Below are 25,535 nucleotides of genomic sequence, written 5' to 3'. Positions count from 1 at the left end.
AATGCTAAGTGTCGGCAGTAGACGCTATCTTACCTATACCTACTTCGAGGCTTTCTCAATTTTTCCTTTTCACCAAACCCCCTTTTATGGTACACCTGTACTCACCCGGAGCCAATCGGTTTCGGCAGTTTGGCAGCACAACTGTTGCCTGGCTAGGGTTTCTGCTGCTGATACTTAGTAGCTCGGCAGCATGGGCTCAGAATGTTGCCTATACAATTCGAGGCCGCGTAACTGATGCTAATGGAAGTGCCGGCGTGCCCGGTGCCACCGTGCGCATCGCCAATACAGTACTGGCCACGGCTACCGGTGCCGATGGCACCTATGAGCTACGTGCATCTGTTCGGCCTGGCACTTACCAAATGGCCATCAGCTCAGTAGGCTACGCCAACATTGCGCAGCCGCTGACCCTAGGCACCGAAACTCAGATAACTGCGGATGCTACGCTGCGCGAGGACTTGGTAGGGCTGAAGGAAGTAGTAGTAACCGGTAACTCCGTAGCCACCAGCAAACAACAGCTTGGCAATGCCATCAGCACGGTAAATGCGCGGGAGCTAACGCAGGGTGCCGCCGTCCAGATCGATCAGGCCTTACAGGGCAAGGTGGCCGGCGCTCAGGTGTCGCAGAACTCCGGCAATCCGGCGGGGGGCATTTCGGTGCGGTTGCGCGGCACCAGCACCGTGGTTGGTAGCTCCGATCCACTATATATCATTGATGGTGTTATCGTTAACAACGACTCGCCGGAACTACTGGACTTAGGCGGTTACGCCCAAAACCGCCTCGTCGACCTGAATCCGGCCGACATCGACCGCATCGAGATTATTAAAGGTGCGGCGGCAGCGGCCATCTACGGCTCGCGGGCTTCCAATGGCGTCGTCCAGATTTTTACCAAGCGCGGCAAAGAAGGCAAGCCCTCTGTCACGGTGTCAAGCAATTTTATTGTATCCAAAATTCGCAAGACGCTGGACGTAAACACCTATCCATTTCGCTTCACCAACACCGTCGCTACTGACCTAACACAGGTGCCAGCGGAGCGCTATGACTATCAGGATCAAATTTTCCGCACCGCCGTTGGTACCGATAATTACGTCTCCGTATCTGGGGGTAGCCAGGCCACGCGCTACTTCTTTTCGGGTTCGTATTTCAAGAACCAAGGCATTGTAGATGCCACTGACTTCGACCGCAAAACGGGACGTTTGCGCCTCCAGCAAACGCTGACTAACTGGGCTAGCTTGTCGGTGGGGGGCAATTATACGCTCAGCGACAGCCGCGAAATTCCGAATGGCGGTCTTGTGACTGCCTACGGCGCTCTTACGGGATTCATCTTCAGCAATAACTTCGTAAATCCTGCCCCAACCCCGTTACGGGCGTTTATCCCAGCACTAGCCCCAGCAACCTCACCCGCACCAATCCGCTAGAGGCCATCAACCGCTTCGATTTTCGCCAGCGCACTTCCCGCATTATCGGTGATGTGCAGCTGAACCTGACTCCCTTCGAAGGCTTCACGGCTGATTATGTATTTGGGGTCGATTCTTATACCCAACTCGGTACGGCCTTTATTCCGCCTGGCAACACTACTCCCGACTATGCTACTGGTTTCGCGCGCCGCGCCGACCGTACCGTGTTCCAGTATAATAATGATGTGACGCTGGGCTACCGTCGCAACTTTACGGAGTGGCTGGAGTCGACGACGAGTGTAGGCGCTACCTGGCAATACGATCAGGTGCAGAGTACCAGTCTCACTGCTCAGCAACTGGGCATTGGGGGGCAAACTATCAACAATGGTGTGTCTGTGGCATCGGAAAACCGGACGGAGCGCCGAATTGAAGGCTACTTTGCTCAACAAACCTTCGGGCTAGGGCAGCGTCTGTATCTGACGGGCGCGGTGCGCGTCGATGCCGCCTCGCCGTTTTATGACAGGCTCAACGACGATGCTAATTGGCAAACCTATTATAAAGGCAGTGCTTCCTATCTGTTATCGGAGGAAGGGTTCTGGAAAAATGGCGCCCTCACTAATTATGTGCCCACGCTCAAGCTGCGCGCTTCCTATGGCCAATCAGGCAATCTGACTGCTATCGGGGCCTACGACAAGCAAACTAACTATGTACCCTCAAGCGTTGGTGGTCTTTTGGGCGTGTTTCGGCCGGGACAGCTCGGTGACCCCCGGTTGGGCCCAGAGCGGCAAGAGGAAATTGAGCTAGGCTTCGACGCCGGATTTTTAGGTGGCCGCCTAGGTCTGGAAGCCACCTATTATAATAAGAAGATTAATGATCTTCTGCTCAACCGTACGTTTGAGCCTAGTACTGGCTTTCTCACCGGCCTACAAAACGTAGGCACCATGACTAATAAAGGCGTGGAAGTGCTGTTGCGGGCAGTGCCATTGCAAAAGGAGAAAGTAGTTTGGAACGTAACTGCTACCTATACCCGCAACCGCAACGAGGTAAACGGCATTGAAGGCAATGGCATTCTCCCATTTGCGGGTGGTTTCGGACAAGTAGCTGCTGTGAATGGCGAGCCCGTGGGCGTGTTTTATAGCACCTATTACGCCCGCAACCCCGATGGCTCGTTGCTGCTGACGCCCACCGGCTTTCCCCAGCGAGAGCTAGGCGTAAATGGCGTGCCCCAGCGTACGCCCGAAGGTCAGCCCCGGGGCTCCGTGCTGAGTAAGGTTATCGGCGACCCCAACCCAGATTATCTCGCCTCGCTTATCAATGAAGTAACGGTGGCTGGCAAACTGAGCTTCCGGCTGCAATTCGACGCGGTGCAGGGCTTCGATGTGTTCAACTTCACGCGGCGCGTAGGTGAGCGCGACCTGTATGGCGGCCTGGCAGGCTACGAGCCCGAGTTGCGCGGCGAGGTGCCCAAAGGCACGAGCGCCGTGCTGTTTGGCATTTTTGAGGAATACATTGAGGACGGCTCCTATGTGAAGCTGCGCGAAGCATCGGTATCGTACACGCTCACTCCTAAGTTTTTGGGTTTGCAGAATATCCGGGCCAGCCTGACAGGTCGTAACCTGCTCGTCTTCACCGACTATAGCGGCTACGACCCCGAGGTAAATGCCGCTGGCCAAAGCACCGTGGTACGCAACTTCGACTTCGTGGAGGTGCCGATTCCGCGCACCCTCACCCTAGGTCTGAGCGCTACTTTTTAACCTAGTCGGCGCGCCTCATTTTTCATCTAGCCTTCACTACTATGAAATCATATAAAAGCCGTTTGGCTACGCTCGCCTTTTGTGGGGGCTTTTGCTGCTTGCTCCCGGCTGCGACCTGGATTTGCCAAACCCAAACAACCCCACCGAAGCCGAGGTGCTGACTACCCGCGACGGGCTGCTCGCCCTGAGCGTCGGGATGCGTCAGTTTTATGCCAACAGCGCGCTGGAAGCCGTTATTCTGACGCCCGGTGCTACGGCCCGTGAGCTACGGGGCATTTCAACCTTTACCAACGTGCTGGAAGTGGAAGCCGGCGGCGCCGACTTGCCCAACAACAACGCCAACGTAACTAACCTCTGGTCGCGGCTGCTGCGGGTGGCCGGTATGGCGGAAGATTTGACAGCTAGCGCCCCCACCGTCCTTAGCGCCGACCCTGCTACCCGCGACGCCGTGTTGGCTCACGCCAATCTGTTTCGGGCAATTGCCTTGGGCACACTGTCGCAATACTTTGAGCAGGCGCCGCTTACCACCAGCAGGCAGGGTGGGCCAGCGGCCACGTTTGTGCCCCGCGAACAGCTCCTAGCCGAAGCCATTCGCCTGCTCGACGAGGCTCAGCAACTCATCACCGCCACGCCGCCCTCCGCCGATTTTAATGCGAAAGTACTGGGCTCGACCTTCGATTTGGCCAATACCATCAAGGCCTACCAGGTGCGCTACACGCTGCAAGCCGGTACTTACTCCGCTACGCTGGCCGCTGCCAACTCTATCGATCTGACTAAGCGCTCCGTTTTCCAGTTCAATAATCAAAACCCCAACCCGATCTATCAGTCGGCGGTGGTAGCGCGCAACTTTCGGCCCCGCGAGCTGACGGGCTTCGGGCTGCCGGCCGCGCTGGCTTATCCCAACGATGCGCGGGTGGCTTTTTATATTGGTCAGGAAACCATCAATAATGCCCCCAGCCGGTAGTAACTGGCTTTTTTGCTACCATTAATACCAGTATCCCAGCCTATCTGCCCGATGAGATTCGCCTGAGCAGGGCCGAGGCACTGGTGCGCAGTGGTGGTAGTCTGACGGCGGCCGTGCAGGACATCAACGCCGTGCGCACCCAGGCTCCCGGCGCCGATCTATACGGCGTGGGCGCCGATTTGCCGGCTTATAGTGGCCCCGTAACCGCCGATGCACTGCTGCTGGAAATCTATCGGCAGCGCAGCGCGGAGCTATATCTGACGGGTTTGCGTCTGCCCGATAGCCGTCGGTTTGGTCGTCCGGCGCCGCCCACCACCGGCACACCGCCTGCTTCGGCCGAGCGCAACCGAAATTTTTACCCGTATCCGCAACAGGAGCGTTTGACCAATCCCAACGTGCCCGCCGACCCGGCCATCTAGCTTGCCGGATATCGTTTTTAAAAAAGCCCCCCAAAGCTATGTTGGGGGCTTTTTTCTTGATTTCTTGAACCCAGCACTAGTGAGCAGGTTATCGGTGCGATGCCCTTGGGGCAGGTCATTACCGAGGCCAACCAAAAAGCACCTAATTTGCCCAAACGAGTCAACCAAAACCCCGTTACAACTACACCTGAATGTCTATTTACGAAAAAACCTTCACCGTACGCTGGGCCGATATGGACCCCAATGTGCACATGCGTCACTCTGCTTATACCGATTACGCCGCTCAGGTTCGCCTCGACTTTCTCGCCGATCAGGGGTTTACTATGCGCCGCTTCGCTGAATTACGCATTGGGCCTATTCTGTTTCGCGAAGACACCCGTTTTCTGAAAGAAATCGGCATGAGCGAAACCATTCGGGTGACGGCCGAACTGGCTGGCTTGAACGCCAACGGTAGCCGCTGGCGCATACTTCATAGTATTTACAAAGCCGATGGCCGGTTAGCCGCCACCGTAACTGTCGATGGTGCTTGGCTCGATTTGCAGCAGCGCAAGCTCACGGTGCCGCCCGCTGAAATAGTAGCAGCCTTCGAGCACATCAGCCGCCACGAGACCTACGCCGACATCGTGCGCGAGAAGAAAGAGTAACGCTAGGTAGGCTGATTCGCATTATGGCCCACCGCGAGGGCGGCGGGAGGAGCGCCACGGCATGCGCAATCCGGCTAATCTGGCGCTGGTGGTGCAACACATGATCTACCATAAAATCCAGCGTTTGATAAATGGTGAGCATGCCGGACCGAGGGTGTTTGAAAATAGCGCGGTTCAGCAGCTTGGAGGGAAATTCATTCAGGGTTCGCTCTAAATGGCGGCGCACGGTTTCCCACTCGGCTTGGAGCACGGACAGGGTCGGCACTTCGTCTGGAGTTAGGGCTTTAAGCCTGGAGGGAGACTTAAAGCGTAAAAAAGGTAGGCGTAATAACAGGCGCAGCAAGCTTGCCCGGAAAAATGCGCCTACCCCAGCTTCCTCCAGGTCCTCTGTTTGGGCCAGCTTCTTGTCGATATATTGATTGATACCTGTTTCGGCGACCAACAGATGGTGCACCACTTGCACTGCTGACCATTGCCCGGGTCCCGGCGAGGTACTCGCTCGCTCGCCCAGCAATTCTACCTGCGCTAAGAGTTGATTGGTAGCGCGTTCAAGCTGCTCAAAACGGATGTTCAAACGGTGATTCATGGTTGCAAGTGCGCGGGAAGGGAATGTGTCGCTCAGCGGCGTAGCTTTGGCAAAAGGTACGCAAAATCTGCCCCCCAAGTAAGTCCTCCACTATTCGTTAGAGGCTAGAGTCGAGCGATACAGTAGCACCGTGTGCACAGCCTACGATTAAACCATGAGTTGGAATAACGTGCGAGATTTCCTGAGTACGCCGCTGGCGGTTGGGTGGCGAATGGCTTTTGTTTGGATTCTATACCTAATATACCTGCCTTTCAACGACTTTCAGGGTGGCAATCTGCAGCACGACGCTGTCCAATATTGGGTAATGGCGGTGAAGTTTCAGCGCCAGCATCAGTCATTTTCACTGCTGTATTACGACGATCCACTTCGGGCTATGTAGGGCCGCTGATGATGTTTCCGGCGCTGGCGTTTCGCTTTTTTACCGATTGCTCCATGCTGACTGCCGCCAAGATGCTAGGCTCCGTGTGGGCCTCTGTATTGTTCGGCTTCCTCATTCCGGGTGTATGGACAAGCATCACTGGTCGTCAGATTGCGGCTTGTCGCTGGCTTCTGTTGGTGTTGCTGGGCTTTCTTTTCTGGCGAGACTTTTTCAGTTTTACGCTCACCGATATGCCGGCGCTGGGTACATTGCTGCTGAGCCTGTGGTTGCTAAGCCGACCGGGGCTGCTGGCGTGGTTGGTGGCTGGTCTAAGTATGGCGGCCACCTTTAATATGCGACCGGTGTATCTGGTGAGCTTGCTGCCGTTTCTGGGTCTGGCAGTGTGGTGGAGCCGGCGGCACTCACCCCGCGCCAACGGCTGGCGCTGGAGCGCCCTCATTGTCGGCATGGCCCTCACTCTCGGTCCGCAGTGGGCCATCAACCGCATTCATTTTCAAGAGAATACGCCCCTGACTCTTGCTCGCATACCAGGCCAGACAGAATCATTTTACTTGAATCAGCTTGCCTGGGGAACACGCGTGCAGCTATTTAACGGCGCTCTAGCTTATCCCAGCGCCTTGCCTTACGCCGATGAATCGGGCGTGAGGCTGTTTGAGCGGTTGAAGCAACGCGAATACACATCGTATGCGCAGTATATACAATCGGTAGCTCAGCAGCCCGTCGATTTTCTTCTGCGCTACGGCCGCCACCTGTTCAATGGGCTGGATATCCGGTTTCCAACTCCTTACCGGCTGACGGCAGACAGCCCTGAATCACTTCATCTAAAGCTGCTAAACTATGTGCTGATAGCGCTGGCCCTCACAACTATCCGCCCCAAGCAGTTACGCTCACAACACTATTTGGTATTGCTAGCGCTTTTGTTGCCTTGCGTTGCGGCTATTCCTGTTGCAATGGAGAACCGTTTTTTGCTGCCGCTACACCTGCTTTTGCTCTGCATAGTCGCCTTCCTGTTCTCGCCCGTCGAGTGGTGGCTGCGGTTGCGTGCGCGGCCGGCAGTTGGTGTACTAACTGCGCTTGGGCTAGTGCTATGGGTAGCGGGCTGTTGGTGGTTATCGGAGACGGTAGGGCAAACAATCTGTCCTGGCTGTGTTGAAAAGCTGCTTTATTAAGGAAAATACACAAAAAAGCCCCCCAACAGATGTTGGGGGGCTTTTTTCTAAAAAACAGTAAAGACGGACTAAGCTTTCTGATACATAACTTCCTTCACGGCTTTTACTGTGCGCTCTACATTAGGCAACGACGCCTCAATGAGGGTAGGCGCGTAGGGCAGGGGCACGTCCATGCAGGTGATGCGGATAACGGGTGCATCGAGGTAATCGAAGGCGCGGCGCTGAATGGTGTAGGTTAGCTCGGAGCTGATGCTGGCCAGCGGCCAAGCTTCCTCCACAATAACGATGCGATTAGTCTTCTTAACTGACTCTATCAGCGTATCGTAATCGATGGGGCGCACGGAGCGCAGGTCGATAACTTCAGCTTCGATGCCTTCTTTAGCCAGCTCATCGGCAGCGGCCAAAGCGATTTTCATCATTTTGCCGAAGCTCACGATGGTAACGCTGGTGCCGGGCCGAACGATATTCGCCTTACCGATTTCCAGTAGGTATTCTTCCTCAGGCACTTCGCCTTTGTCGCCGTACATCTGCTCCGACTCCATAAAAATCACGGGGTCAGCGTCGCGAATGGCGCTTTTCAGCAAGCCTTTCGCATCGTAGGGGTTGCTGGGCACTACCACTTTCAGGCCGGGAGTATTGGCAAACCAGTTCTCAAAATTCTGCGAGTGTTGGCTGGATAGCATACCGGCGCTGCCCGTTGGCCCGCGGAACACGATCGGAATAGAATATTGCCCCCCAGACATCGAGTACATCTTAGCTGCTGAGTTGATGACCTGGTCGATGGCAACCAGCGAGAAGTTGAAGGTCATGAACTCGATGATAGGCAACAAGCCGTTCATGGCCGCGCCTACGCCGATGCCGGCAAAGCCCAACTCAGCGATGGGCGTATCAATGACGCGCTCGGCACCGAACTCGTCGAGCATGCCCTGGCTTACTTTATAGGCGCCGTTGTATTCGGCTACTTCTTCGCCCATCAGGAACACGCGCGGGTCGCGACGCATTTCTTCAGACATGGCTTCGCGCAGGGCTTCCCGGAATTGGATGGTCCGCATAGTTATTCTGGTTAACGAAATCGAGAGGTCAAAAACAGAAAAGCCGGCGCTACACCGGCCCGTAAAGCTACAACGCATAGGGCGCCGGGGCAAATGAAGGATATAAGAACGAGGCTCCTAATTAGAAGCAATGCATTCTATCTCATCAAAGCTTTACCGCAGCGCCTCTAAAAACGTCTTGGAATTCGTATAGCTACTAAATTCCAAATCTTCCACGGCCCGCTGGGCATAGGCTCGATCCAGCGCTACGGCCTGTCGTAGCCGTTCCCCTAGAAGGCTCTCGTTGCGGGCGCGGGCCGCCACTACGGCTAGGCAGTAATACGCCATCGCATCATCAGGTTTGATCGATAAAGCTTCCTGGTATAAGGTTGTAGCTCCGTCGTAGTTCTGCTTGATCAGATAGATCAGCGCCAGATTCATAGTGTTTTGGTAGGATTTGCCGCTGAAGCTGAGGCTGCGCAAGGCGTCATCGAGCTGACCAATTTCAATTTCCAGCGCCGCTTTATCTGCAAAAACCTTCTCCAGTACGGGGCGCGGCCCTCCAAGCTTGATGGCGTAATCGTAGCTCTGGAGCGCCTCTAATTTATCTCCGGCGCGGTGATAAGCCGTGGCCACCCGAAAGAACAGCTCAGCCGTGGGGTTGCGATGGGCAGCCAACGTAAAATAGGTAGCGGCGCGGCGCTGGTAGGCCCGCCGCGATTTGTCGGTTATTTCTTTTTTGGAGCGCTGTAAAAGCACCGCAGCCAAGTTGTAATAAGCCTCCCAACGTCCTGTGGTGGCTACCGCTGTTTCATAAATACGCTGTTTCTCGGCTAGCAGGGGCGTGAGCGTAGCAGAGTAACGCAGTTCTTCTGGGGTGAGCGCGTCAGCCTCGGCTGCCTTTTCAACGATCTTCTTAGAAAGCAGATAAACCTCGGAGTCGTAGCGGGGCGGGGCCGTGTACTGCACGGCTACTGTGCCAAAGCGCAGAACCGGGTAAACGTAGTCTTCGAGGTAATCATAGAAGGATAAGGTGTGCAGCCGCTTCTCTTTCTGTGCAAATGAACCCCGCGTATCATTCACAATCTGTACGACGGAATCTATCTGCTCAGGCTTGAGTGCTGACTCCTGCACTTTACTCAGAAATAAATCCCAGCGTTGGCGATACGCCTGCGTTTCAAATACAATGTTGCGCACCGAGTTCAGATACGAAAAGCCATCGACGCGCTGCTTGTAGTACTTTGCCAGCGCCTGCACCCGCTTATCCGCTAGGCGCGGATCGTGAGCATCGAGGGAGTCGGGCGAGTGGCCGGCCACAATCATGACCCGCTCGGTGCGCTGGTTGGAGTCGATAAAGTCTTCCAGCGCGACCACGTTAGTGCCCAGATAATTGCGGATAGCCGACTTACCGACATCAAAGAAAAAAGGCAGCACGCGCGTGCCGCTACGGTCGTTGCTGGCCGTTTCGGGTAGCACATGCAGGGTCGAATCCTGACGTACGACGAGGCGGGCAGTAGTCACGATGCCCCGAGCTAGCGGAAGCTCATTGCCTTTCACCATTTTGCCCCCCGGCTTGAGGCGCCGGGCATCGGGCCGGGCGATCAGCGTGCCAGGGTTCTTGCGCGGTGTGTAGGGAAACGCAAACTGCTTCGTGATGACCAGCTTATTTTTATCCTGCTCATCATACACATACTCCCCAGATATAAAGGTGATGCGACCCAGCGTGTCCTGCTGTAACCCATTATCGTAGCTGTAGCTGAGGTCCAGATTATAGGCTTTGCCTTTGCGTAAGTGCTTGGCGGGTACGCGGGCGGTTACTTCAAACAGCACGTTTTCACCATTGCTTTCCAGCACTGCCGGCTGCACTCGCACTTCCTGACCTTCCTGCGCAACCTTTAACATCCGCGGTAGCGTACAAGCCGGTAGTGCTACGGTCGTCAGGCAGACCAGAACTGGTAGAAGTGAGCGCAAAGCATCTTTCATAGAGCTATTTAAGGGCGAAAAGCCAGGTTATCGAATCGAAGCAACTAAGGCAAAACTCGGTTTTGCCGGCTAAAATTGCTTCTAGTTACAGCACTGATCTTGATATTCGGTGCTTTTATCGTTATTTTGACCAATCATAGCCTGTGTAAGGGCTTCATACTGAGGTGTAATGAGAAAATTAACCGACTTCATCGAAAAGCAGAGCTTCGGGGTCTGCAATGCCTTGGGGAACCGGCTGGGCTTCTCCACCAGCAGCGTGCGGCTATCATTTATCTATGCTTCGTTTTTTACTTTCGGATCGCCGGTAGTATTATACTTTGCGCTGGCTTTCTGGATGAATGTGCGTCGTGCGCTGCGACGGCAGCGGAGTACCGTCTGGGATTTGTAGATCGGAAAATAGCCTTTTTCCCAGCCCAAAATAAGCCCATACCAGGCTTCGGGCATATACGCCCGGACGTTCCGACACCTGTAAGTGAGGCCGAGCTGCCATTCGTTGCCGCCGCCAATACGTACGGTTGCTGAAAAAATCACGATGCGCCCGCAGTACGGCGCGGGCATCAGCAAATGCACCTTGGACTAGCATACGCAAGGCCGCAATCCAATCTAATGCAATGCGTTGGATAAAAATGCCCCCCAACTCGTTCTGGGGGCATTCTTGTATAGCAAAGCCAATCCATTGCGGAAGTTGAGGTAGGTTTTGCGGGGGTTGGATTTGTGTAGCGTGCCGCCGCCCACATGGTACACCGTGCTGCTGCCCTCATACCACACTTCGTAGCCCGCATTCCAGAAACGCCAGCATAGGTCAATTTCCTCCATGTGGGCAAAGAATGCCGTTTCCAGTCCTCCCAGCTCATGCCAAGCGCTGGCCCGCACTGCCATACAAGCGCCGCTAGCCCAAGCTACTGGGCGCGAATCGTTGTATTGGCCATGGTCGGTTTCGAGGGTTTCGAACAAACGACCCCGGCAGAAAGGGTAGCCTAAACGGTCGAGGTAACCCCCGCCGGCCCCTGCGTATTCAAACTGGGTGGGCTCGGCGTAGGCCAGCAGCTTAGGCTGACAGGCGGCCACCATTGGCTTCCGATCCAGCAGCGCCACTAAGGGTTGGAGCCAGCCCGGAGTTACGGCTACATCAGAGTTGAGCAAAACGTAGTAAGTCGCATCTACCTGAGCTAATGCCTGATTATAACCCGCGCAGAATCCCAGATTTTCGGGATGCTGAATAACCTCAACTTCCGGAAAAAAGCCCCCCAGCAGCTCCATCGAGCCATCGGTGGAGGCATTATCGACTACCACCACGCGGGCGCCATCAGAGTGGGCCAACACGGAGGGCAGAAACGTTCGCAGCAACTCGCAGCCGTTCCAGTTAAGAATAACGACGGCTACGTGCGGGAGCAAGGAAGTAGGTGACGAGTAAGGATCAGAGGCCAAAATTGCCAAGGTCGAGGCCCGGAAGATTGGGCATCAAACCGGCCGTTTTGTTCTTAAGTTCTTCTTTGGCTTTCTCACTTACTTCATCAAGGGCCTTATTAACTGCCGCCACTACTAGGTCAGCAAGCATCTCTCGGTCTTGGGGAGTGAGCAGCGACTCATCTATTTCCAGCTTCACCACATTACGCTTCCCGTTGGCCGTGGCCTTTACCAAACCCCCGCCCGACTCGGCGGTGGCCGTCAGGAACTGTACTTCGTCTTGGGCCTGCTTCATCTTATCCTGAAGCTCCTTCACTTTGCCCATCATGCCCATCATATCAAACATAAGCCAAAATAGTGCTCTGAGAGCGTTTAAATGAGGTTTCGGAATACTTAATAGTATCTGCTTCTGTAATACAGCAGATGCCGCACATAGTTGAGATGCTGCCAGGATAGAAGCAGCAACCGTGGCTGTGTGCGTACGACAACTGAAATACAAAGGTACTTCGTTTGTCCACTTCAACGCCTGCCTGAGTAATTAGTAGAGTCAGGCCTTAGCTACGGTACTGTGAGTCAGACGCGCGGGTTAGCGTACAATGGTAATGGCGCCGTGCTGTATAAAAGGCTTGCCTTCATCGGTGAGAGCCTCGAAACGCCATGCGTAAGCCCCTGGCACTGGTGCGCGCCCATTAATGCGACCATCCCAGGTTTGGGTGCGGTTAGTGCCGCGAAATACCTCCTGGCCGTTGCGGTCGATGACGGTGAAAACAAACGTGCTCAAGAAGCGCCCTTTTACTTCTAATACATCATTCAAGCCGTCGCCGTTGGGTGAGAAAGCCGTTGGCATTGCCAAGCGGGGCTGACGCGTAACATTTACCAGATTCGAATAGCTGGCCGTGGCCAGACCGCCACCTGTAGCTTCAATGCGGTAGCGCACAGTGCTCTGATTTGTAGGTGGTTGAGTGTCTACGTAGCTCAGGCCGCTCACCGGAATAATATCAATAGTAGAGCCATTAAGGGCAAGGCGTACCAGCTGGTACTGTACAGGGATAGTAGCATTGGGGGCTCCCAGCGGCGACCAAGTGAAGCGCGCTCCTTCAGGCTGAGGATCGACAGAAAGTACCACTGGAGAGGCAGGGTTGCTATCGCCCGATATACTGCCGCAGGCATCGCGGCGGCGGGCTACATAAGTTGGTGGACTTGTGATGCTTAGGTTTTCGGGCGTATCGCTAATGGTGGGAGCATTTACCACGCCCAATTCAACGGGGTTGGGAGAGGTGCGCAGAAATGTAAGCTCATTAGGCAAGGGTTGACCAACTGCGTTCGTAGCATACAATTCTACCTTATTACTGAGCGTAAAGCCTGCTACCAGACGCGGTGGTTCCGGCGCAGTACCGGCCGCCGTTGTTACTGACGACTTGTTGGACGCCGAGGCAGCGCGGTCGACCAAAGCCGTCACCTGATACGAATAGGTAGTGCCGCAGCTCGCCGTATTATCGAAGTATTCAAAGGGGCGATTACCGGGTATAGTAGCTATAATCTGCTGATCTCGACGTATCTGGAAAGTGCTAATGACCGGATCAAAAGTTGTCCAGGTAAGTTTGTTTATACCGTTAGCAGATGTAGAAACCAAGCTGATTGTTCCTAAATCAACAGTGCAGACTTGATTAGAAGCAGGCAAGCCGGCACTTGAAGTAGCGTCGCAAGCGGAAGAAGGACGAATACGGTAGCAGGCGGGCAGGGGGGCATTTAGCAGCGTATACTCCAGGTCCCCGTTGCCGGTAATTAGGCGGGCAATAGTACGGTAGCCACCAGGGGCTCCCATCTCAGCTATCTGAATCTCATATTGAAAGCCTGCCTGAATATCACTGAATTTAAATACGATGTCTTTGTCGCGAACCTCAAGTTGTTGAAGAACAGGGCGGCGTGGCGCAGTAGCCGGCGTAAAATTTTGGGTGTTGCTGTTGTTGCACAGGCTGTTGCCGACATAATTGCCTGTCACAGTTACGGCCGTGACACCAGCAGGAACGGAAAACGTGCGTGGCTGGCTTCTATCCACATTACTGAAAACGTTGTTCCCAATTTTTACGGTGTAAAGGTTAGCAGCGTATACCTGGTCCGTAATCGTAACCTGGACAACGTCAGGGGAGCACGAGGTAAGCGTGAAGGTGGGTGCTGGTGAAGCCTTTACCTCAACGCGTTTAGAGAAAATGATACCCGACGCTCCAACTATCTGGGGGGTATTTTGGGTGATAACTACAAAGCCGCGCGTTGCGTCGGCGGCATTAGGAGTGTATGAGGCATTGGTGGAGAAGTCGGAGCCGGTGCAGGTGATAGCAGCCCCGGTGGCGTAGCGCACCACACTTGGGTCGAGTTGCCGACCGCTGTTATCCACGAGTCTTATTTCACGGCCTGCGCATAAAGTTGATATTTCTGTGCCCGTGGAAGCATCCACAACCTTAAAATCGGCCCCTGAATTGGGCGTGTTCTCACAGGTTTGGGCAGGAGCCAGCGTAGCCAACAACAGCGCTGGAAGTAGAACAAAAAGACGATAGAAGTTTTTCACGAAGCTTATAACGTAGCCAGGGGGTGTTTGCGTTTTCGGATGACTGAAAGTAGGGAGATTTGCCTGGATTAAAGCCCTTGCACAATCCTGCACCAGTAAGTCAAGTTACTTTATTACTGTATTGTTGAGGACTGGATAGACTCCCCTTAAGTAAAGAATATTTTTCCAATCCAGGTTCTATAGATCAGTGTAGAATGATATAGTTCCTTACTTATGGCCACTCGTAAGTGCGAACGAAGGCAGCGGCGGCCTGTAAATCGGAGTACAGCACACGGTCGCGACTCACAAAAGCCACTTTTTGCCTAAAATCCTCAACTATCTGTTCCAGCGCGGCCGAAGTTCGGGCCGGGCGTCGAAAGGCGAGTGCCTGAGCCGCAGTAAGAAGTTCGATACCTAATAGCTGCTCTACATTTTCGACTACACGGCGGGCTTTGGTCGCGGCGTTGGCACCCATGCTGACGTGGTCTTCCTGACCATTGCTGCTTACAATGCTATCGACGGAGGCGGGCGTACACAGCTGCTTGTTCTGGCTCACAATGCCGGCGGCAGTGTATTGCGGAATCATCAGCCCCGAGTTCAGGCCGGGTTCAGCAACCAGAAAAGGCGGTAAGCCGCGCTGTCCACTGAGCAACTGGTACGTACGGCGCTCCGAAATGCCCCCCAGTTCTGCTACGGCAATAGCCAGAAAATCCAGAGCCAAGGCCAACGGCTGACCATGAAAATTGCCCCCCGAAAGGATTGTGTCATCATCAGCAAACACATTCGGGTTGTCAGTCACTGCGTTGCATTCTGTTTCCATCACCTGCGCTACATAAGCAAAGGCGTCGCGGGAGGCACCGTGTACCTGCGGCTGACAGCGGAAGGAATACGGATCCTGAACGGCGGCTTTGGGTTGGTCTTGTAGTTCGCTGTCAGACAGAAAATTGCGTATGCGTGCGGCGGCGGCTACTTGTCCGGCATGGGGGCGAATCTGGTGCAAGCGGGCGTCAAACGGCTGAATTTGCCCCCCAAAGGCTTCCAGCGACAGTGCTCCGATCGCATCGGCGGCGTTGGCTAAGCGCTGGGCGCGTAACGTACAATGCACGCCGTATGCCAGCATAAACTGGGTACCATTGAGCAGCGCCAGCCCTTCTTTGGCTTCCAGCTCAATGGCAGGCCAACTAAATAAGCTTAGGGCGTCGGTGGAGGCGAGGCGGTAGCCCTGATAATTTACTTCCCCTAGGCCCAGCAGTGGCAAACACAAGTGCGCCAGGGGTGCCAAATCGCCGCTGGCACCTAGTGAGCCCTGTTGGTACACCACCGGATACATCTCCCGATTATAAAAGTCGAGCAAGCGCTGCACAGTCGCTACCTGCACGCCACTGTGGCCATAGCTCAGGCTCTGCGCTTTAAGTAAAAGCATGAGCCGAACTACCTCTTCGGGCACTTCCTCGCCCGTACCGCAGGCGTGCGACATCAGCAGATTTAGTTGGAGCTGGCGGCGTTGCTGGGGGGCAATTCCGGTGTTGCAGAGCGCCCCGAAGCCGGTGTTGATGCCATATATGGGCGCATCCGACTGCTCCAGCCGGTTGCGTAGATACTCATAGCAAGTGGCAACGCGCTGCCGGGCTTCGTCGCTCAACACGACCATGGGTCGCTCGCGAAGCAGATGGCTTAAGGTAGAAAGCGTGAGGTGGGTGGTCGGGTCGAGGGAGTACATCGGGGTGGGAGAATACCGATTGTGAAGTGAGCGTCTGCAGTAATTCAGGCCGCTGCTGAAAGCTGGTGATTATTCTTTATTTATTGAGCCAGAGCGCTCAATACGTCATGCAAAGCAAGGAGCTGCTCCTGACCGGTACTCATGTTTTTGAGCTTGAAAAGACTTTTCACGCGCTCTTCAGAGCCTTGCAGCAGCACGTAAGCGATGCCTTTTTGGTCGGCGTACTTGAACTGCTTTACCAGTTTATCTGGGGTGTGATATAGCTCACTGGGAATGCCAGCCTCCCGCAACTGCCGAAGCACGGGCAGAGCCGCGCGGCCAGCTTCTTCGTCAAAATTCACGACCAAGCAACGCGTAGTCGTGGCCGCATTCGGCGGAAACAAGTTCAACTCTTCCAGACAATCATAAAGCCGATCTACCCCGAAGCTGAAGCCAACGCCCGACACGCCCGGCAGCCCGAACGCGCCCGTGAGGTTGTCGTAGCGCCCGCCGCCGGATACGCTACCAATTTTGACGTTGTTAATCTTGATTTCAAAGATGCAGCCCGTGTAGTAGGAGAGGCCACGAGCCAGCGTGGGGTCAAACTCTACTTTGTCGAATTGCGTGAAGCCGAAGCTGGTGAGATACTCCTGTACCTCGCGCAAGTCCTTCAGGCCCTTGTATGTAGGGCTGTTTGAGCCTTCACTTTCCGACGGTAAGCCAGCTTTTTGAAAAGCACTATTCAACTTCTCCAGCTTCTCTCCATAATTACCAGAGGTAGCCAAAAGCTCAAATAGCTGTTCCGAGGCCTGGGCCGAAAAGCCGCGCTCTGCCAGTTCTTTTTCCACGCCTTCGCGGCCTATTTTGTCCAGCTTATCGATAGCTACAAATAGATCCGACTCCTTGCCTTCGCTGCCCAGCGCCTGATAAATATTGCGCAGCACGCCCCGGTGGTTGATTTTGATTGTGAAGTCGGTGAGACTAATACCGTTTAGCACCTCACACATCATGAGCACAATCTCCGCCTCACAGAGCAGCGAATCAGTGCCCACTACGTCGGCATCGCATTGGTAGAACTCGCGGTAGCGGCCACGCTGCGGGCGGTCGGCGCGCCATACTGGCTGAATCTGGTAGCGTTTAAAGGGAAAGGTAAGCGTGCCGCGGTTCATTACTACGTAGCGAGCAAACGGCACCGTAAGGTCGTAGCGCAACCCTTTTTCGGCAATTTTGGGCAGTACTTTGCGCGTGCCCTCAGCAATATCATCCGGCGCGACATCTTTGAGGAAGTCGCCGGAGTTCAGGACTTTAAACAGCAGCTGGTCGCCTTCGTCGCCGTATTTGCCGGTGAGCACGGAGAGATTTTCGAGCGTGGGCGTTTCGAGCGGGGCATACCCAAACAGCTCAAACGTGCGGCGGATGACGCCAAAAATGTAGTTGCGGCGCGCCACCACGGCGGGGCCAAAGTCGCGGGTGCCTTTCGGAATGCTGGGTTTTTGGATGCTCATCGAATGCAGATCAATAGGGCCGCGAAGGTAACAACGATTGGCCGCACGCCTCATCAACGACGTAGCCTGAACTGCAAATACAGCTAAAGCAGGAAGCTGAATAGTAGATGAAGCGCGACTAATTATTCATAAAAAAAGCCCCCCATACATGTACGGGGGCTTTTTTGTAGTGTAGAAATCTATTCGTTTGCGCCAAGATCAGCATCGAGCAAGGAGGATACCATCAGTGGCTGGGAAGCGGCGTCTAAGTGCAGAAAGTGGTGCTGCACCTCTTCCGGTACATGGCAAAGCACGAGTCGGCGCTCCTGGCAGCGCAAGTGGTAAGCGTAAGCTAGTAGCAACTCTATAGCCTCGGCTGGCATGTGTTGCAGCAAGCTACAATCTACCCACACTGCCCGTTTGCTGCTTCGGCTGGCCCGAAATAGGGCCCGACTCAGCTTCTCCTCATCGGGAGTGTGCGAATCAGGAGCTAAGATCAGCAGGTAGCTTTCCGGTAATATTTCGCGATGTACATCAAGCATATGAATGGCAGACAGGGCAGCTGTCAGCGAGAGCCTAGCCAGTAGAAAGTAAGATGAATTTGGGTGCTTGCGGGTTAGGCCAGCGTAGGTTCAGTTGCAGTAGATAATAGAGTAGTCTGCGGCTAATACGTATTAGTTGTACAAAAGCTGTCGTTTTGCACTTTTTTAATTAAAATAAATTCAAATCCTTGTGCTTGCTAGCTGTATGCTGCGTAATCGGTTATTGAATGAATTGATAAACAGGATTTTAATTTCAACAAGAAAGCCGTGCCGGATGATCCGGCACGGCTTTCTTTCTGCTACAGCTCTAGTCTATGCCACCTTCCGTAGGGTCTTCGGGGCCCTGCTGGGGTTGGTCACCGCGACGACGGCGCTCTGGCTGTTGGGCACCACCGAAGCGGTAGGTGAATCCTAGAAATGCCACGCGCGTTTCCCGCTTATTGCGGCTCACCGATTCAAAGCCAGGCCCAAATGAGTCGAAGTTGAAGCGGAGCGTATTAAACACATCTGACACACGGAGCGTGATGCTGCCTTTGTCCTTCAACACGTTTTGCTTGGCAGCAAATTCGGTGAAGAAAAACTCGCCACGACGGCCTTGAGCCGTAACGGCTGCTGAACGATAGTTAGCCGAGAATTGAATATCCAGCTTCTTAGTAACCGTGAAATTGTTATTTAAACGGCCCGTGTACGTGAAGTTGCGGTTGTCAATGTCAGTGCCGGGAGCTGAGCCTTCGATGATGTTTCGAAAGCCGGAGAGGTTGGCGTTGACTTTCCAGAACGAGGTGATGCTACCTGAGCCCACCAGTTCCAGGCCATAAGCCGTGCCTCGCGCCAGGTTGAGCAGCGTTGTGTTGGTGCTAGGAGCCTGCAACTGCTCGTTAAAGCCTAACTGCCGAAAGCGCTGCACCGAATTGTTGGTCTGGCGATAGAAAGCGGTGGTGGTGAAGGAACTGGACTGCCCAAAAAACTTCTGAAAACCAAGCTCAAGAGAATTGATGTACTCCGGCCGCAAACCCGGATTGCCACTGCGGGTATCCAACGGCTCCGAGCGGTCGATGAACGGATTGAGCTGGTTGACTCCCGGCCGGTTCAAACGCCGTGAATAGCTCACTTGCACGCGCTGATCCTTGGTCAGATCGTAGGCCAGCACGGCGCTCGGAAACAGGTTCAGGTAATTGCGGGTGAAGGTCGTGTCTTGGGTGGTAGCAAACTGTCGCCCCTCGGTATTTGTCTGCTCCAGGCGCAGGCCAGCCTGGTAGCTCCACTTGCCGGTTGCGTTGGCATAAGTCGCATAGCCGGCCTGAATGTATTCCTCGTAGCGAAAGCGGTTGGAAAGCAGGTCGTTGAGCGCGAGCGCGTCAAAAAACTGATAGTCGGCATCGAACTGACGCAGCACGCTTTTAAAGCCGCCTTCAAGCCGACCTTTCTCCCCGAACGGATGCACGTAGTCGATTTGAGCCGATGCCTGATCGATGGCGTTATCGAAGCGCTGACGTTGCTGTACAAACGGCGCATCGTCGTAGGAAATCCGGTTGGAAATAATCTCGTTTTCGCTCCGAATCGGCGTATACACAACGTTGGCAGTCAGTTCGCGGCGGGCTTGTTTGTCCCAGGTGCGCCGGTAATCGATAGCATAGTCGGTAGAACGGTTAGAACCATTCTCGTTCGCGTTCAAATTGAAGCTGCTGCCGACCGGCAATTGCTCATTGCCCGGCGCCGACTGGCGCGTGGCTTGGTTTTCAGCCTCTTGCCCTCTGTTAAAGCGTGGCTGCACACTTAGCGTCAGGGTTTGATAATCGGTGATAGCATAATCAACGCCGAAACGGCCCGCGTGGGAGGTGCGGTAGTCTAAGCTTATCTCATTCTGATCGAGTAAGCGGGTGCGCTGCTGATTGTTGTTATCCAGAAAAGTGGAAGTTTGGAACGAGGAGCCGAAGCCCGTGCGACGGTCGCGGCGAAAATCGTAGCTGCCAAACATGTTAAACTTTCCCTTGCGCGCATTGAGGCTCAAGGACGTGTTATACTTGTCTTTGGTGCCCGCATTCACCGTTGCTAGGCCATTCACACCGTCTTTGCGCTCTTTTTTGAGGATGATATTAATGACGCCGGCCGTACCCTCCGCGTCGTAGCGCGAGGAAGGATTAGTCACTACTTCAATGCTCTGAATACTGCTGGCCGGAATCTGGTCGAGTACGGCCGAGCGGCCTCCGCCAGCGGCCCCAGTGGGTTTGCCATCCACGAAAATGGTCACGTTGCCCGAGCCGCGTAAGCTTACCGAGCCAGATTGGTCAACTGTTACCGACGGTACATTTTGGAGCACGTCCACCGCCGAACCACCCGTGGTTGTGAGGTCTTTCGATACGTCAATTACCTTTTTATCGAGGTTGTCGGTCAGAATAGCCCGTTCTCCCTGCACTACTACCTCTTTAAGGCGAGTAGTGGTTGAGCCCAACCGGACTGGTCCAAGCGCCACTGTTGGGCTGCCCGCGCTTAGCGTAACAGGGCGCCGTACGGGGCGGTAGCCGAGAATAGTGGCCCGCAAGGTATAGGCCCCGAAGGCCACATTCTCGATGGCGAAAGTGCCAGTTTCAGTGGTTTGAGCACCCGAAATAAAGGTGGAATCCTGGGCCCGTAGCAGCACCACGTTAGCGAAGGGAACCGGCTGCCCGTTGCTTTGCTCCACCAAGGAACCGGTTACGGTACCCGTCTGCGCCTGCGCTTGCCAAGCAGTGGTGAGAGCAAGAAATAGTGCGAAAAAGAAGAGTAATCGAGCTTGAGCGCTCCTTTTGGGAAAATTCAAATACATGAGAATCAATAACAACCAAACAAAATCAATTAGCCAGAAGCCCTAAGCTACCTAACGTAAAACCCGCTGCGCCGGCCGAAGCGGAGCAGCGGGAATCGAGCAAAGAACCGCTTTAGGTCTAATAGGTTGCAGCCTCAACAGTTAATCTGCTGGGAGTTGTCTGGGAGGCTTTTTAGCAGCGCGCCGAGCCTGATACAATACGGAGGCGGCAAAAGGAGCCTTCAAAGCGGCACGCAGGCCGCTGGTGCGTAGGCCTCGGTTCGTCCAATCATTGCAGGTGCGAAGAAGGTGATACTTACCCTTGGCCCTGACAAAAAAATCGTCGAGAGTATAGCCAGCCGCATTCAGCAGCATCGGCCGGCCCGCCGAATCGGGTTGCCACGACTGCTGCACGAAGGCCGATAGCTGGCGGTACTGGGCTTCGGAAATAAGCAGCCTAACCACCCGCTCGCCGGGCTGGGGGGCTTTTTTGTAAAAATCGACGTGTAAAAGCGTAGGGGAGGGGAATGCGGCGCGTAGCGTAGTGCCGAGCCCCGGAAATTGCCCCCCATACGAACCCAGATAAAAACCCTCGTTGCCCCAGCCAAAGCCTACGTACTCATGCAGGCCAAACTTGCTGACGACCACCGAATCGTGCAGCATGTGTAGCCAGTTGGTGGCCGTGCGCGGCTCACGTACGGGCAGCACGAGGTCGGAGTGCACCCCATTCGAGACCACAAAAATCTGGATGCCATCGGGTGTCTGCCGAAAGTCGCTGTTTACTGGCACCAGCGTACCCGTCATAAGCAGTAACATAAAGGTGACGAAAGCAGCCATGAGCCAGCGTAGGAACATATTGGCCTAAGTAGCGGCTTTTTTGCCTAGCGCCAATTCTTCAATCGAAACTTCTGCTGAAAATGGCTGCTGGGGGGCTTTTTATGCCGCCGCCCGGCTTATTGCTCTGGCCGGAGAGCAACAAGTCGGGCGGATTGAAGAACACTGAAAGACAGTGGTCGGCTAGCGCACGGTTAAGGTGCTGGCAGTCAGCGTACGGCTAACCGAAGCTACACGAGCCTGACGAATGATGGCGTCTTTTTTAGCCGGCCGCACAGCCAGCCCACGCATCAGGGGCTGCATCTCCACCGAGCCAAGTGCAACTCTGCCCTGCAACATGCTGAGCGATACCACGGGCTTCAACGACTTGTAACCCAGTACTGTAGTGCGCACCGTGTAGTCACCCAGTGGTACATTATTGAACTTGAAAGTACCCTCAGCATCGGTTGCAACGCTGCGAACGAAGGAATGATCATCGGCGCGCAGTAGCACTACGTTGGCGAAAGGAATAGGCTCCTGGGTTTCACCATCGAGAAGCTGACCGGTAAGACGGCCGTTCTCTGGACCAGAGGCAACTAATTGAAGGCTACCTAAAACGAAGATAAGTGCAGCAAGGAAGCGGTTGATGACAGAGGATTTCATGGCGATTTGAGAGTTTAGAAAGGAGAGAAAAAGGAGCCACCTGGGCACAGGGGAACAGCCGCGGTTCTGTTCGGGAGTGAGGCAGGTAACTAGAAAAAAGACGATTGGCGAGCCCAGATGGTCGGACGCGGGGGCGTGAAACCTAGTGGGGCGGGAGGCTCCAACCCGTCAGGCTGGAAGCGGCTCCGGTGGGTGGCTTACTCGGGGTGCTGGTTGAAAGAAGCACTACCACGAACCGGAAGAGAACACTGTAAAGGTAACTAACAGTACTATGTAAAGCAAGGTACTTGTTAAAATTTTTTTTAGGGTTGAGAAAGAGCGGGCTGGGAGAAAAAGGTGAGGCTGAAGGAGGGTGCGTAGGAGTTCGAGATCATCTTCGAATTGCTTTCAGGGGAATAGATGCAGAAGCTATTATGAGGGCTGCCTGGCACCTGAAATATTTTTTAAAATGTGTTAAATACTGCGTTTGACGGGTTGAAACGCTGTTTTTTGGGATGAAATTTTTGACGAACTACATCTTCTATTCCAGATCATCGGGCGTACACTTGTTAAATCAGCGCAACAGTTTGCTCATGATTTCAAGCAACAAGACTCTATACAAGTGACACCCGATGATCCGAAAGAGATGCAGAAGCTTAGCCTCCGAAACCACCACCACTCTGTGGTGCGGCTTCAATTTTCTTGGGGAGCTTATTGGAGCCGAAGTACCAGGAGAAGCCTACATAGCCAACCTGCGTTTCCCACTTGTTATAGTAAGAGGCCTCGAAATTATCTGAGTAGGCCGTAATGCGCTGGCGCTGAGTATTGAATACATCGCTGAGGCGCAGCGTGAGGGCCGCCCGATCTTGGAACAGGCGGTGGCGCAAGGCGATATCCACGGAGCCAACCGGAGCAAGGCGTCCCTGGGGCGTCAGCACTGCCGCCCGATAGTTGCCGGTGAGCTGTACATCGAGCTTGGGCGTGGGCATAAAGGTGTTGAGCAAACGTAGCGTGCCCGTAACGTTGCGTCGGCTGGCCTCGGTGCCCGTAGCGGCCGTGATGCTATTGCGAAATAATGACCCATTGGCAGTCAGCTTCCACCATTTGGCTAAGGGCTGATTGATAGACATTTCAGCGCCTAGGCTGGTGCTTTGCCCAAAGTTCTGGAAGTATTCAGCCGTGATAACGCCCGGTGTGTTGAGCAGGCGCGTGGCCGTGGTATCTATGCGGCGGAAGCGCTGAATGGCGTTATTGGTTTGGCGGTAGAAGAGGGTGGACGTAACAGTAGCATCGCCCATCGTTATCTGGTGTCCCAATTCGAAGGAGTTTATGTATTCGGGGCGCAAGCTGGGGTCGCCGATGCGGTAGTTGCGCTGGTCCATATAGATCGGCAATGGCAGCTGCTGCATGAAGCCCGGACGGTTGAGGCGGCGGGAGTAGCTGGCTTGCAGGCGCTGATCGTGCGAACTTATTGTGCGAGCTACGGTAGCGGAGGGAAATACATTCAAATAATCGAGCTCAAAGCTGCCCCGTCCGCCGCGCACTTGGCCTTGCGTATTGGTGTATTCAGCCCGCAAACCGCCTTGGTAGCTCCAGTTGCCGACCGCGTGCTGCCCGGTGATGTAGGCTGCCTGCACATAATCCTTGACGTCATAAGCGAAAGAGCGGTCGGCGTCTCGGGAGTAAGTAGGCTGGTCGGAGGCCGTCTGCAACAGAAAGTCGTCCGTGCCTTCGTTCGTTTCCCACTCCGTTTTCAAGCCTGCATCCAGCCGGCTTTTCTCGCCCAATGGATGGGTATAATTAACCTGGCCATTGAGTGCGTGAATACGGACCCGAAAATCCTGCTTCCAACCTAGCTGGGCCACTTCATCATTCGTAAACTGCTGGCCTACAACTACATCGGCCCACAGGCGGGTGTAGCCCATACTAGCCGTCAGTTCCCGGCCTTTCTGCTCGGCCCAGGTGCGCTTGTAGTCCGCCGATACATCGGCTGTCTTTACGTCCTCCGTCACCACTGAGCGCGTTTGCTGGAGAATGGGGTCTTGGTCGCCCGTGCGGAGAAAAGCTGTTTGGTTCATCACATTCGGGTCGGCCCGGTTGAAGTTGGGCTGTACCGTCAGAGAGATGCTTTGCTCGGGCGAAATCGTGTAATCGAGACCTAAGCGCCCACCGTGGTTGCGGCTGTGGCGCAAGCCCGTCGCCTGCTGATCAGTGGTGCGCAGTACGCCCTCCACAGTAGCCAACTGGTTCATCGTAGTGCGACTGCGGTAGTGGTCGTCGCGGCCATCGTAAGAGCCAAATACGTTGAGTTTGCCGGTCCGGCGGTTGAAGCTCAAGGAGGTATTGTACTTATCGCGGGTGCCCACGTTAGCCACCGCCGAGCCGTTCCAGCCGTCTTTTTTCTGCTTTTTGAGAATGATGTTGATGACCCCACCAGCTCCAGCCGCGTCGTAGCGGGCCGAGGGGTTGGTCACTACTTCCACCCGGTCGATGCTACTGGCCGGAATCTGTTCCAAGCGAGTGCCCGTGCCCCCGGAGGCTGCGCCAGAATTTTTGCCATCAATGAGCACCGTAATATTGCTGGTGCCGCGCATGCTCACGGTTCCATTCTGGTCTACAGACACGGAAGGCACGTTTTGCAGCACATTAACGGCCGTACCGCCTACGCTGCTCAAGTCCTTATCTACGTTGATTACTTTCTTGTCCAGATTGTCAACCACGGCCGCTCGCTCACCTTGTACCGTCACCCCGGCCAGTTGGGTGGCGGTGGGGGGCAATTTTAGGGAGCCAAGCTTTACTTCGGGCGCCGCCTCCGTAATAGAAACCAGCCGTCGGCCCGCCTGATAACCTATTACAGTAGCGCGGAGCATGTATTTGCCCTGCGCTACGGGTGCAACGACGAATGCGCCATCCTCACCCGTTTGGGCTCCAGCTACGAAGCTGGAATCCTGGGCACGGAGCAGCACGACATTCGCAAAGGGCAGTGCTTGCCCGTTACTTGCGTCAAGTAAAACGCCTGCGACAGCTCCCTGGGGGGCTTTTTGCTGGGCCTGCAGGCCAAATGGGAAGAGCATAAGAAGGAGCCCCAGGCACCGCAGCGCCCAGCGAAGAGTAGAAGAGGAGTTCATAAGAGAAGGAGAGGAGTGGAAAAATTTGGGCAATAGGAGACTGTTCCAGACGGCCGCGGTTCCGCTGGTTGCCCTAGTGCAGGCATTCACTCAAGAAAAAAGGGGGCAGGTACTGGTAGTGTGCCCTGAGGTGAGGAGTTACCTCACGTCGCTAGCAATAGTAAGTG

Annotated in this window: 21 protein-coding genes; 8 read left to right on the top strand and 13 right to left on the bottom strand. The window is 54.7% G+C overall.

The annotated features are described in order from the left end of the window. Positions 1–86 precede the first annotated feature (86 nt). The 5 genes from EPD59_RS21920 to EPD59_RS13515 all read left to right on the top strand — a co-directional run bounded on the left by EPD59_RS21920 (position 87) and on the right by EPD59_RS13515 (position 5,175). Positions 87–1,415, top strand: coding sequence for a TonB-dependent receptor plug domain-containing protein (locus EPD59_RS21920; RefSeq protein ID WP_205703405.1), 1,329 nt, complete (start codon positions 87–89; stop codon positions 1,413–1,415). A gap of 53 nt (positions 1,416–1,468) precedes the next feature. Continuing rightward, on the top strand, positions 1,469–3,148 hold the full coding sequence (locus tag EPD59_RS21915; protein ID WP_394347199.1) for a SusC/RagA family TonB-linked outer membrane protein: 1,680 nt from the start codon (positions 1,469–1,471) through the stop codon (positions 3,146–3,148). 91 nt (positions 3,149–3,239) lie between these two features. Next, positions 3,240–4,112: a RagB/SusD family nutrient uptake outer membrane protein gene (locus EPD59_RS21910; RefSeq protein WP_205703404.1), complete on the top strand. Its 873-nt coding sequence runs from the start codon at positions 3,240–3,242 to the stop codon at positions 4,110–4,112. 83 nt (positions 4,113–4,195) lie between these two features. Next, complete coding sequence (locus tag EPD59_RS21905) at positions 4,196–4,531, top strand: hypothetical protein (protein ID WP_205703403.1); 336 nt, start codon at positions 4,196–4,198, stop codon at positions 4,529–4,531. Between the two features lie 191 nt (positions 4,532–4,722). Beyond that, positions 4,723–5,175 carry an acyl-CoA thioesterase gene (locus EPD59_RS13515; RefSeq protein WP_133273249.1) on the top strand — a complete coding sequence of 151 codons (453 nt, stop codon included), beginning with the start codon at positions 4,723–4,725 and terminating at the stop codon, positions 5,173–5,175. Here EPD59_RS13515 and EPD59_RS13510 read toward each other — a convergent pair. Continuing rightward, a complete protein-coding gene (locus EPD59_RS13510) occupies positions 5,126–5,761 on the bottom strand; it encodes a DinB family protein (RefSeq protein WP_133273248.1) in 636 nt (211 codons plus the stop codon). The genes EPD59_RS13515 and EPD59_RS13510 overlap by 50 nt on opposite strands. A 154-nt stretch (positions 5,762–5,915) precedes the next feature. On the opposite strand from EPD59_RS13510, the gene EPD59_RS13505 reads away from it, so the two are divergent. Both EPD59_RS13505 and EPD59_RS13500 read left to right on the top strand, forming a co-directional pair. Continuing rightward, positions 5,916–6,140 (top strand): hypothetical protein, encoded by a 225-nt coding sequence (locus EPD59_RS13505; RefSeq protein ID WP_133273247.1) that lies wholly within the window; start codon positions 5,916–5,918, stop codon positions 6,138–6,140. An 8-nt stretch (positions 6,141–6,148) separates the two neighbouring features. After that, complete coding sequence (locus EPD59_RS13500) at positions 6,149–7,309, top strand: hypothetical protein (protein WP_133273246.1); 1,161 nt, start codon at positions 6,149–6,151, stop codon at positions 7,307–7,309. 68 nt (positions 7,310–7,377) lie between these two features. Here EPD59_RS13500 and EPD59_RS13495 read toward each other — a convergent pair whose 3' ends face one another. Further along, on the bottom strand, positions 7,378–8,361 hold the full coding sequence (locus EPD59_RS13495) for a pyruvate dehydrogenase complex E1 component subunit beta (RefSeq protein WP_133273245.1): 984 nt from the start codon (positions 8,359–8,361) through the stop codon (positions 7,378–7,380). Positions 8,362–8,514: 153 nt separating this feature from the next. Beyond that, positions 8,515–10,242 (bottom strand): tetratricopeptide repeat protein, encoded by a 1,728-nt coding sequence (locus EPD59_RS13490; RefSeq protein ID WP_165963592.1) that lies wholly within the window; start codon positions 10,240–10,242, stop codon positions 8,515–8,517. A gap of 250 nt (positions 10,243–10,492) precedes the next feature. On the opposite strand from EPD59_RS13490, the gene EPD59_RS13485 reads away from it, so the two are divergent. Continuing rightward, the gene (locus EPD59_RS13485) at positions 10,493–10,711 is read left to right on the top strand and encodes a PspC domain-containing protein (protein ID WP_133273243.1); all 219 of its coding nucleotides are present in this window, start codon (positions 10,493–10,495) and stop codon (positions 10,709–10,711) included. A 215-nt stretch (positions 10,712–10,926) separates the two neighbouring features. Here the strand turns inward: EPD59_RS13485 and EPD59_RS13480 are convergent, their stop codons facing one another. The 10 genes from EPD59_RS13480 to EPD59_RS13435 form a co-directional block, all read right to left on the bottom strand. Then, on the bottom strand, positions 10,927–11,751 hold the full coding sequence (locus tag EPD59_RS13480; RefSeq protein ID WP_317128370.1) for a glycosyltransferase family 2 protein: 825 nt from the start codon (positions 11,749–11,751) through the stop codon (positions 10,927–10,929). Beyond that, on the bottom strand, positions 11,741–12,076 hold the full coding sequence (locus EPD59_RS13475; RefSeq protein WP_133273242.1) for a YbaB/EbfC family nucleoid-associated protein: 336 nt from the start codon (positions 12,074–12,076) through the stop codon (positions 11,741–11,743). Before EPD59_RS13475 ends, EPD59_RS13480 begins: the two co-directional genes overlap by 11 nt. A gap of 240 nt (positions 12,077–12,316) precedes the next feature. Next, entirely contained in the window at positions 12,317–14,296 is a 1,980-nt protein-coding gene (locus EPD59_RS13470) for a T9SS type B sorting domain-containing protein (protein ID WP_133273241.1), read from the bottom strand. 211 nt (positions 14,297–14,507) lie between these two features. After that, positions 14,508–15,995 (bottom strand): histidine ammonia-lyase, encoded by a 1,488-nt coding sequence (gene hutH / locus EPD59_RS13465; protein WP_133273240.1) that lies wholly within the window; start codon positions 15,993–15,995, stop codon positions 14,508–14,510. Between the two features lie 80 nt (positions 15,996–16,075). Continuing rightward, complete coding sequence (gene hisS, locus EPD59_RS13460) at positions 16,076–17,479, bottom strand: histidine--tRNA ligase (RefSeq protein WP_133273239.1); 1,404 nt, start codon at positions 17,477–17,479, stop codon at positions 16,076–16,078. Positions 17,480–17,658: 179 nt separating this feature from the next. Beyond that, on the bottom strand, positions 17,659–18,000 hold the full coding sequence (locus EPD59_RS13455) for an STAS domain-containing protein (RefSeq protein WP_133273238.1): 342 nt from the start codon (positions 17,998–18,000) through the stop codon (positions 17,659–17,661). Between the two features lie 307 nt (positions 18,001–18,307). After that, on the bottom strand, positions 18,308–20,800 hold the full coding sequence (locus tag EPD59_RS13450) for a TonB-dependent receptor domain-containing protein (RefSeq protein WP_165963591.1): 2,493 nt from the start codon (positions 20,798–20,800) through the stop codon (positions 18,308–18,310). Positions 20,801–20,947: 147 nt separating this feature from the next. Next, complete coding sequence (locus EPD59_RS13445; protein ID WP_133273236.1) at positions 20,948–21,640, bottom strand: DUF2459 domain-containing protein; 693 nt, start codon at positions 21,638–21,640, stop codon at positions 20,948–20,950. Positions 21,641–21,802: 162 nt separating this feature from the next. Further along, the gene (locus tag EPD59_RS13440; RefSeq protein ID WP_133273235.1) at positions 21,803–22,261 is read right to left on the bottom strand and encodes a carboxypeptidase regulatory-like domain-containing protein; all 459 of its coding nucleotides are present in this window, start codon (positions 22,259–22,261) and stop codon (positions 21,803–21,805) included. A gap of 635 nt (positions 22,262–22,896) precedes the next feature. Then, on the bottom strand, positions 22,897–25,314 hold the full coding sequence (locus EPD59_RS13435; RefSeq protein ID WP_165963590.1) for a TonB-dependent receptor domain-containing protein: 2,418 nt from the start codon (positions 25,312–25,314) through the stop codon (positions 22,897–22,899). Positions 25,315–25,535: the final 221 nt, after the last annotated feature.

Source organism: Hymenobacter radiodurans (assembly GCF_004355185.1).
Lineage (GTDB): Bacteria > Bacteroidota > Bacteroidia > Cytophagales > Hymenobacteraceae > Hymenobacter > Hymenobacter radiodurans.
Note: the sequence above shows the minus strand (reverse complement) of the source record. Positions and strands in the feature narration are given on the sequence as shown.

Excerpts from the sequence above, each read along its gene's own strand:
- EPD59_RS13445 (WP_133273236.1), bottom strand. The coding sequence starts at position 21,640 with ATGTTCCTACGCTGGCTCATGGCTGCTTTCGTCACCTTTATGTTACTG.
- EPD59_RS13485 (WP_133273243.1), top strand. The coding sequence starts at position 10,493 with ATGAGAAAATTAACCGACTTCATCGAAAAGCAGAGCTTCGGGGTCTGC.
- EPD59_RS13510 (WP_133273248.1), bottom strand. The coding sequence starts at position 5,761 with ATGAATCACCGTTTGAACATCCGTTTTGAGCAGCTTGAACGCGCTACC.
- hisS (WP_133273239.1), bottom strand. The coding sequence starts at position 17,479 with ATGAGCATCCAAAAACCCAGCATTCCGAAAGGCACCCGCGACTTTGGC.
- EPD59_RS13475 (WP_133273242.1), bottom strand. The coding sequence starts at position 12,076 with ATGTTTGATATGATGGGCATGATGGGCAAAGTGAAGGAGCTTCAGGAT.
- EPD59_RS13505 (WP_133273247.1), top strand. The coding sequence starts at position 5,916 with ATGAGTTGGAATAACGTGCGAGATTTCCTGAGTACGCCGCTGGCGGTT.
- EPD59_RS13440 (WP_133273235.1), bottom strand. The coding sequence starts at position 22,261 with ATGAAATCCTCTGTCATCAACCGCTTCCTTGCTGCACTTATCTTCGTT.
- hutH (WP_133273240.1), bottom strand. The coding sequence starts at position 15,995 with ATGTACTCCCTCGACCCGACCACCCACCTCACGCTTTCTACCTTAAGC.
- EPD59_RS21920 (WP_205703405.1), top strand. The coding sequence starts at position 87 with ATGGTACACCTGTACTCACCCGGAGCCAATCGGTTTCGGCAGTTTGGC.
- EPD59_RS13515 (WP_133273249.1), top strand. The coding sequence starts at position 4,723 with ATGTCTATTTACGAAAAAACCTTCACCGTACGCTGGGCCGATATGGAC.
- EPD59_RS13435 (WP_165963590.1), bottom strand. The coding sequence starts at position 25,314 with ATGCTCTTCCCATTTGGCCTGCAGGCCCAGCAAAAAGCCCCCCAGGGA.
- EPD59_RS13500 (WP_133273246.1), top strand. The coding sequence starts at position 6,149 with ATGATGTTTCCGGCGCTGGCGTTTCGCTTTTTTACCGATTGCTCCATG.
- EPD59_RS13455 (WP_133273238.1), bottom strand. The coding sequence starts at position 18,000 with ATGCTTGATGTACATCGCGAAATATTACCGGAAAGCTACCTGCTGATC.
- EPD59_RS13490 (WP_165963592.1), bottom strand. The coding sequence starts at position 10,242 with ATGTTAAAGGTTGCGCAGGAAGGTCAGGAAGTGCGAGTGCAGCCGGCA.
- EPD59_RS13495 (WP_133273245.1), bottom strand. The coding sequence starts at position 8,361 with ATGCGGACCATCCAATTCCGGGAAGCCCTGCGCGAAGCCATGTCTGAA.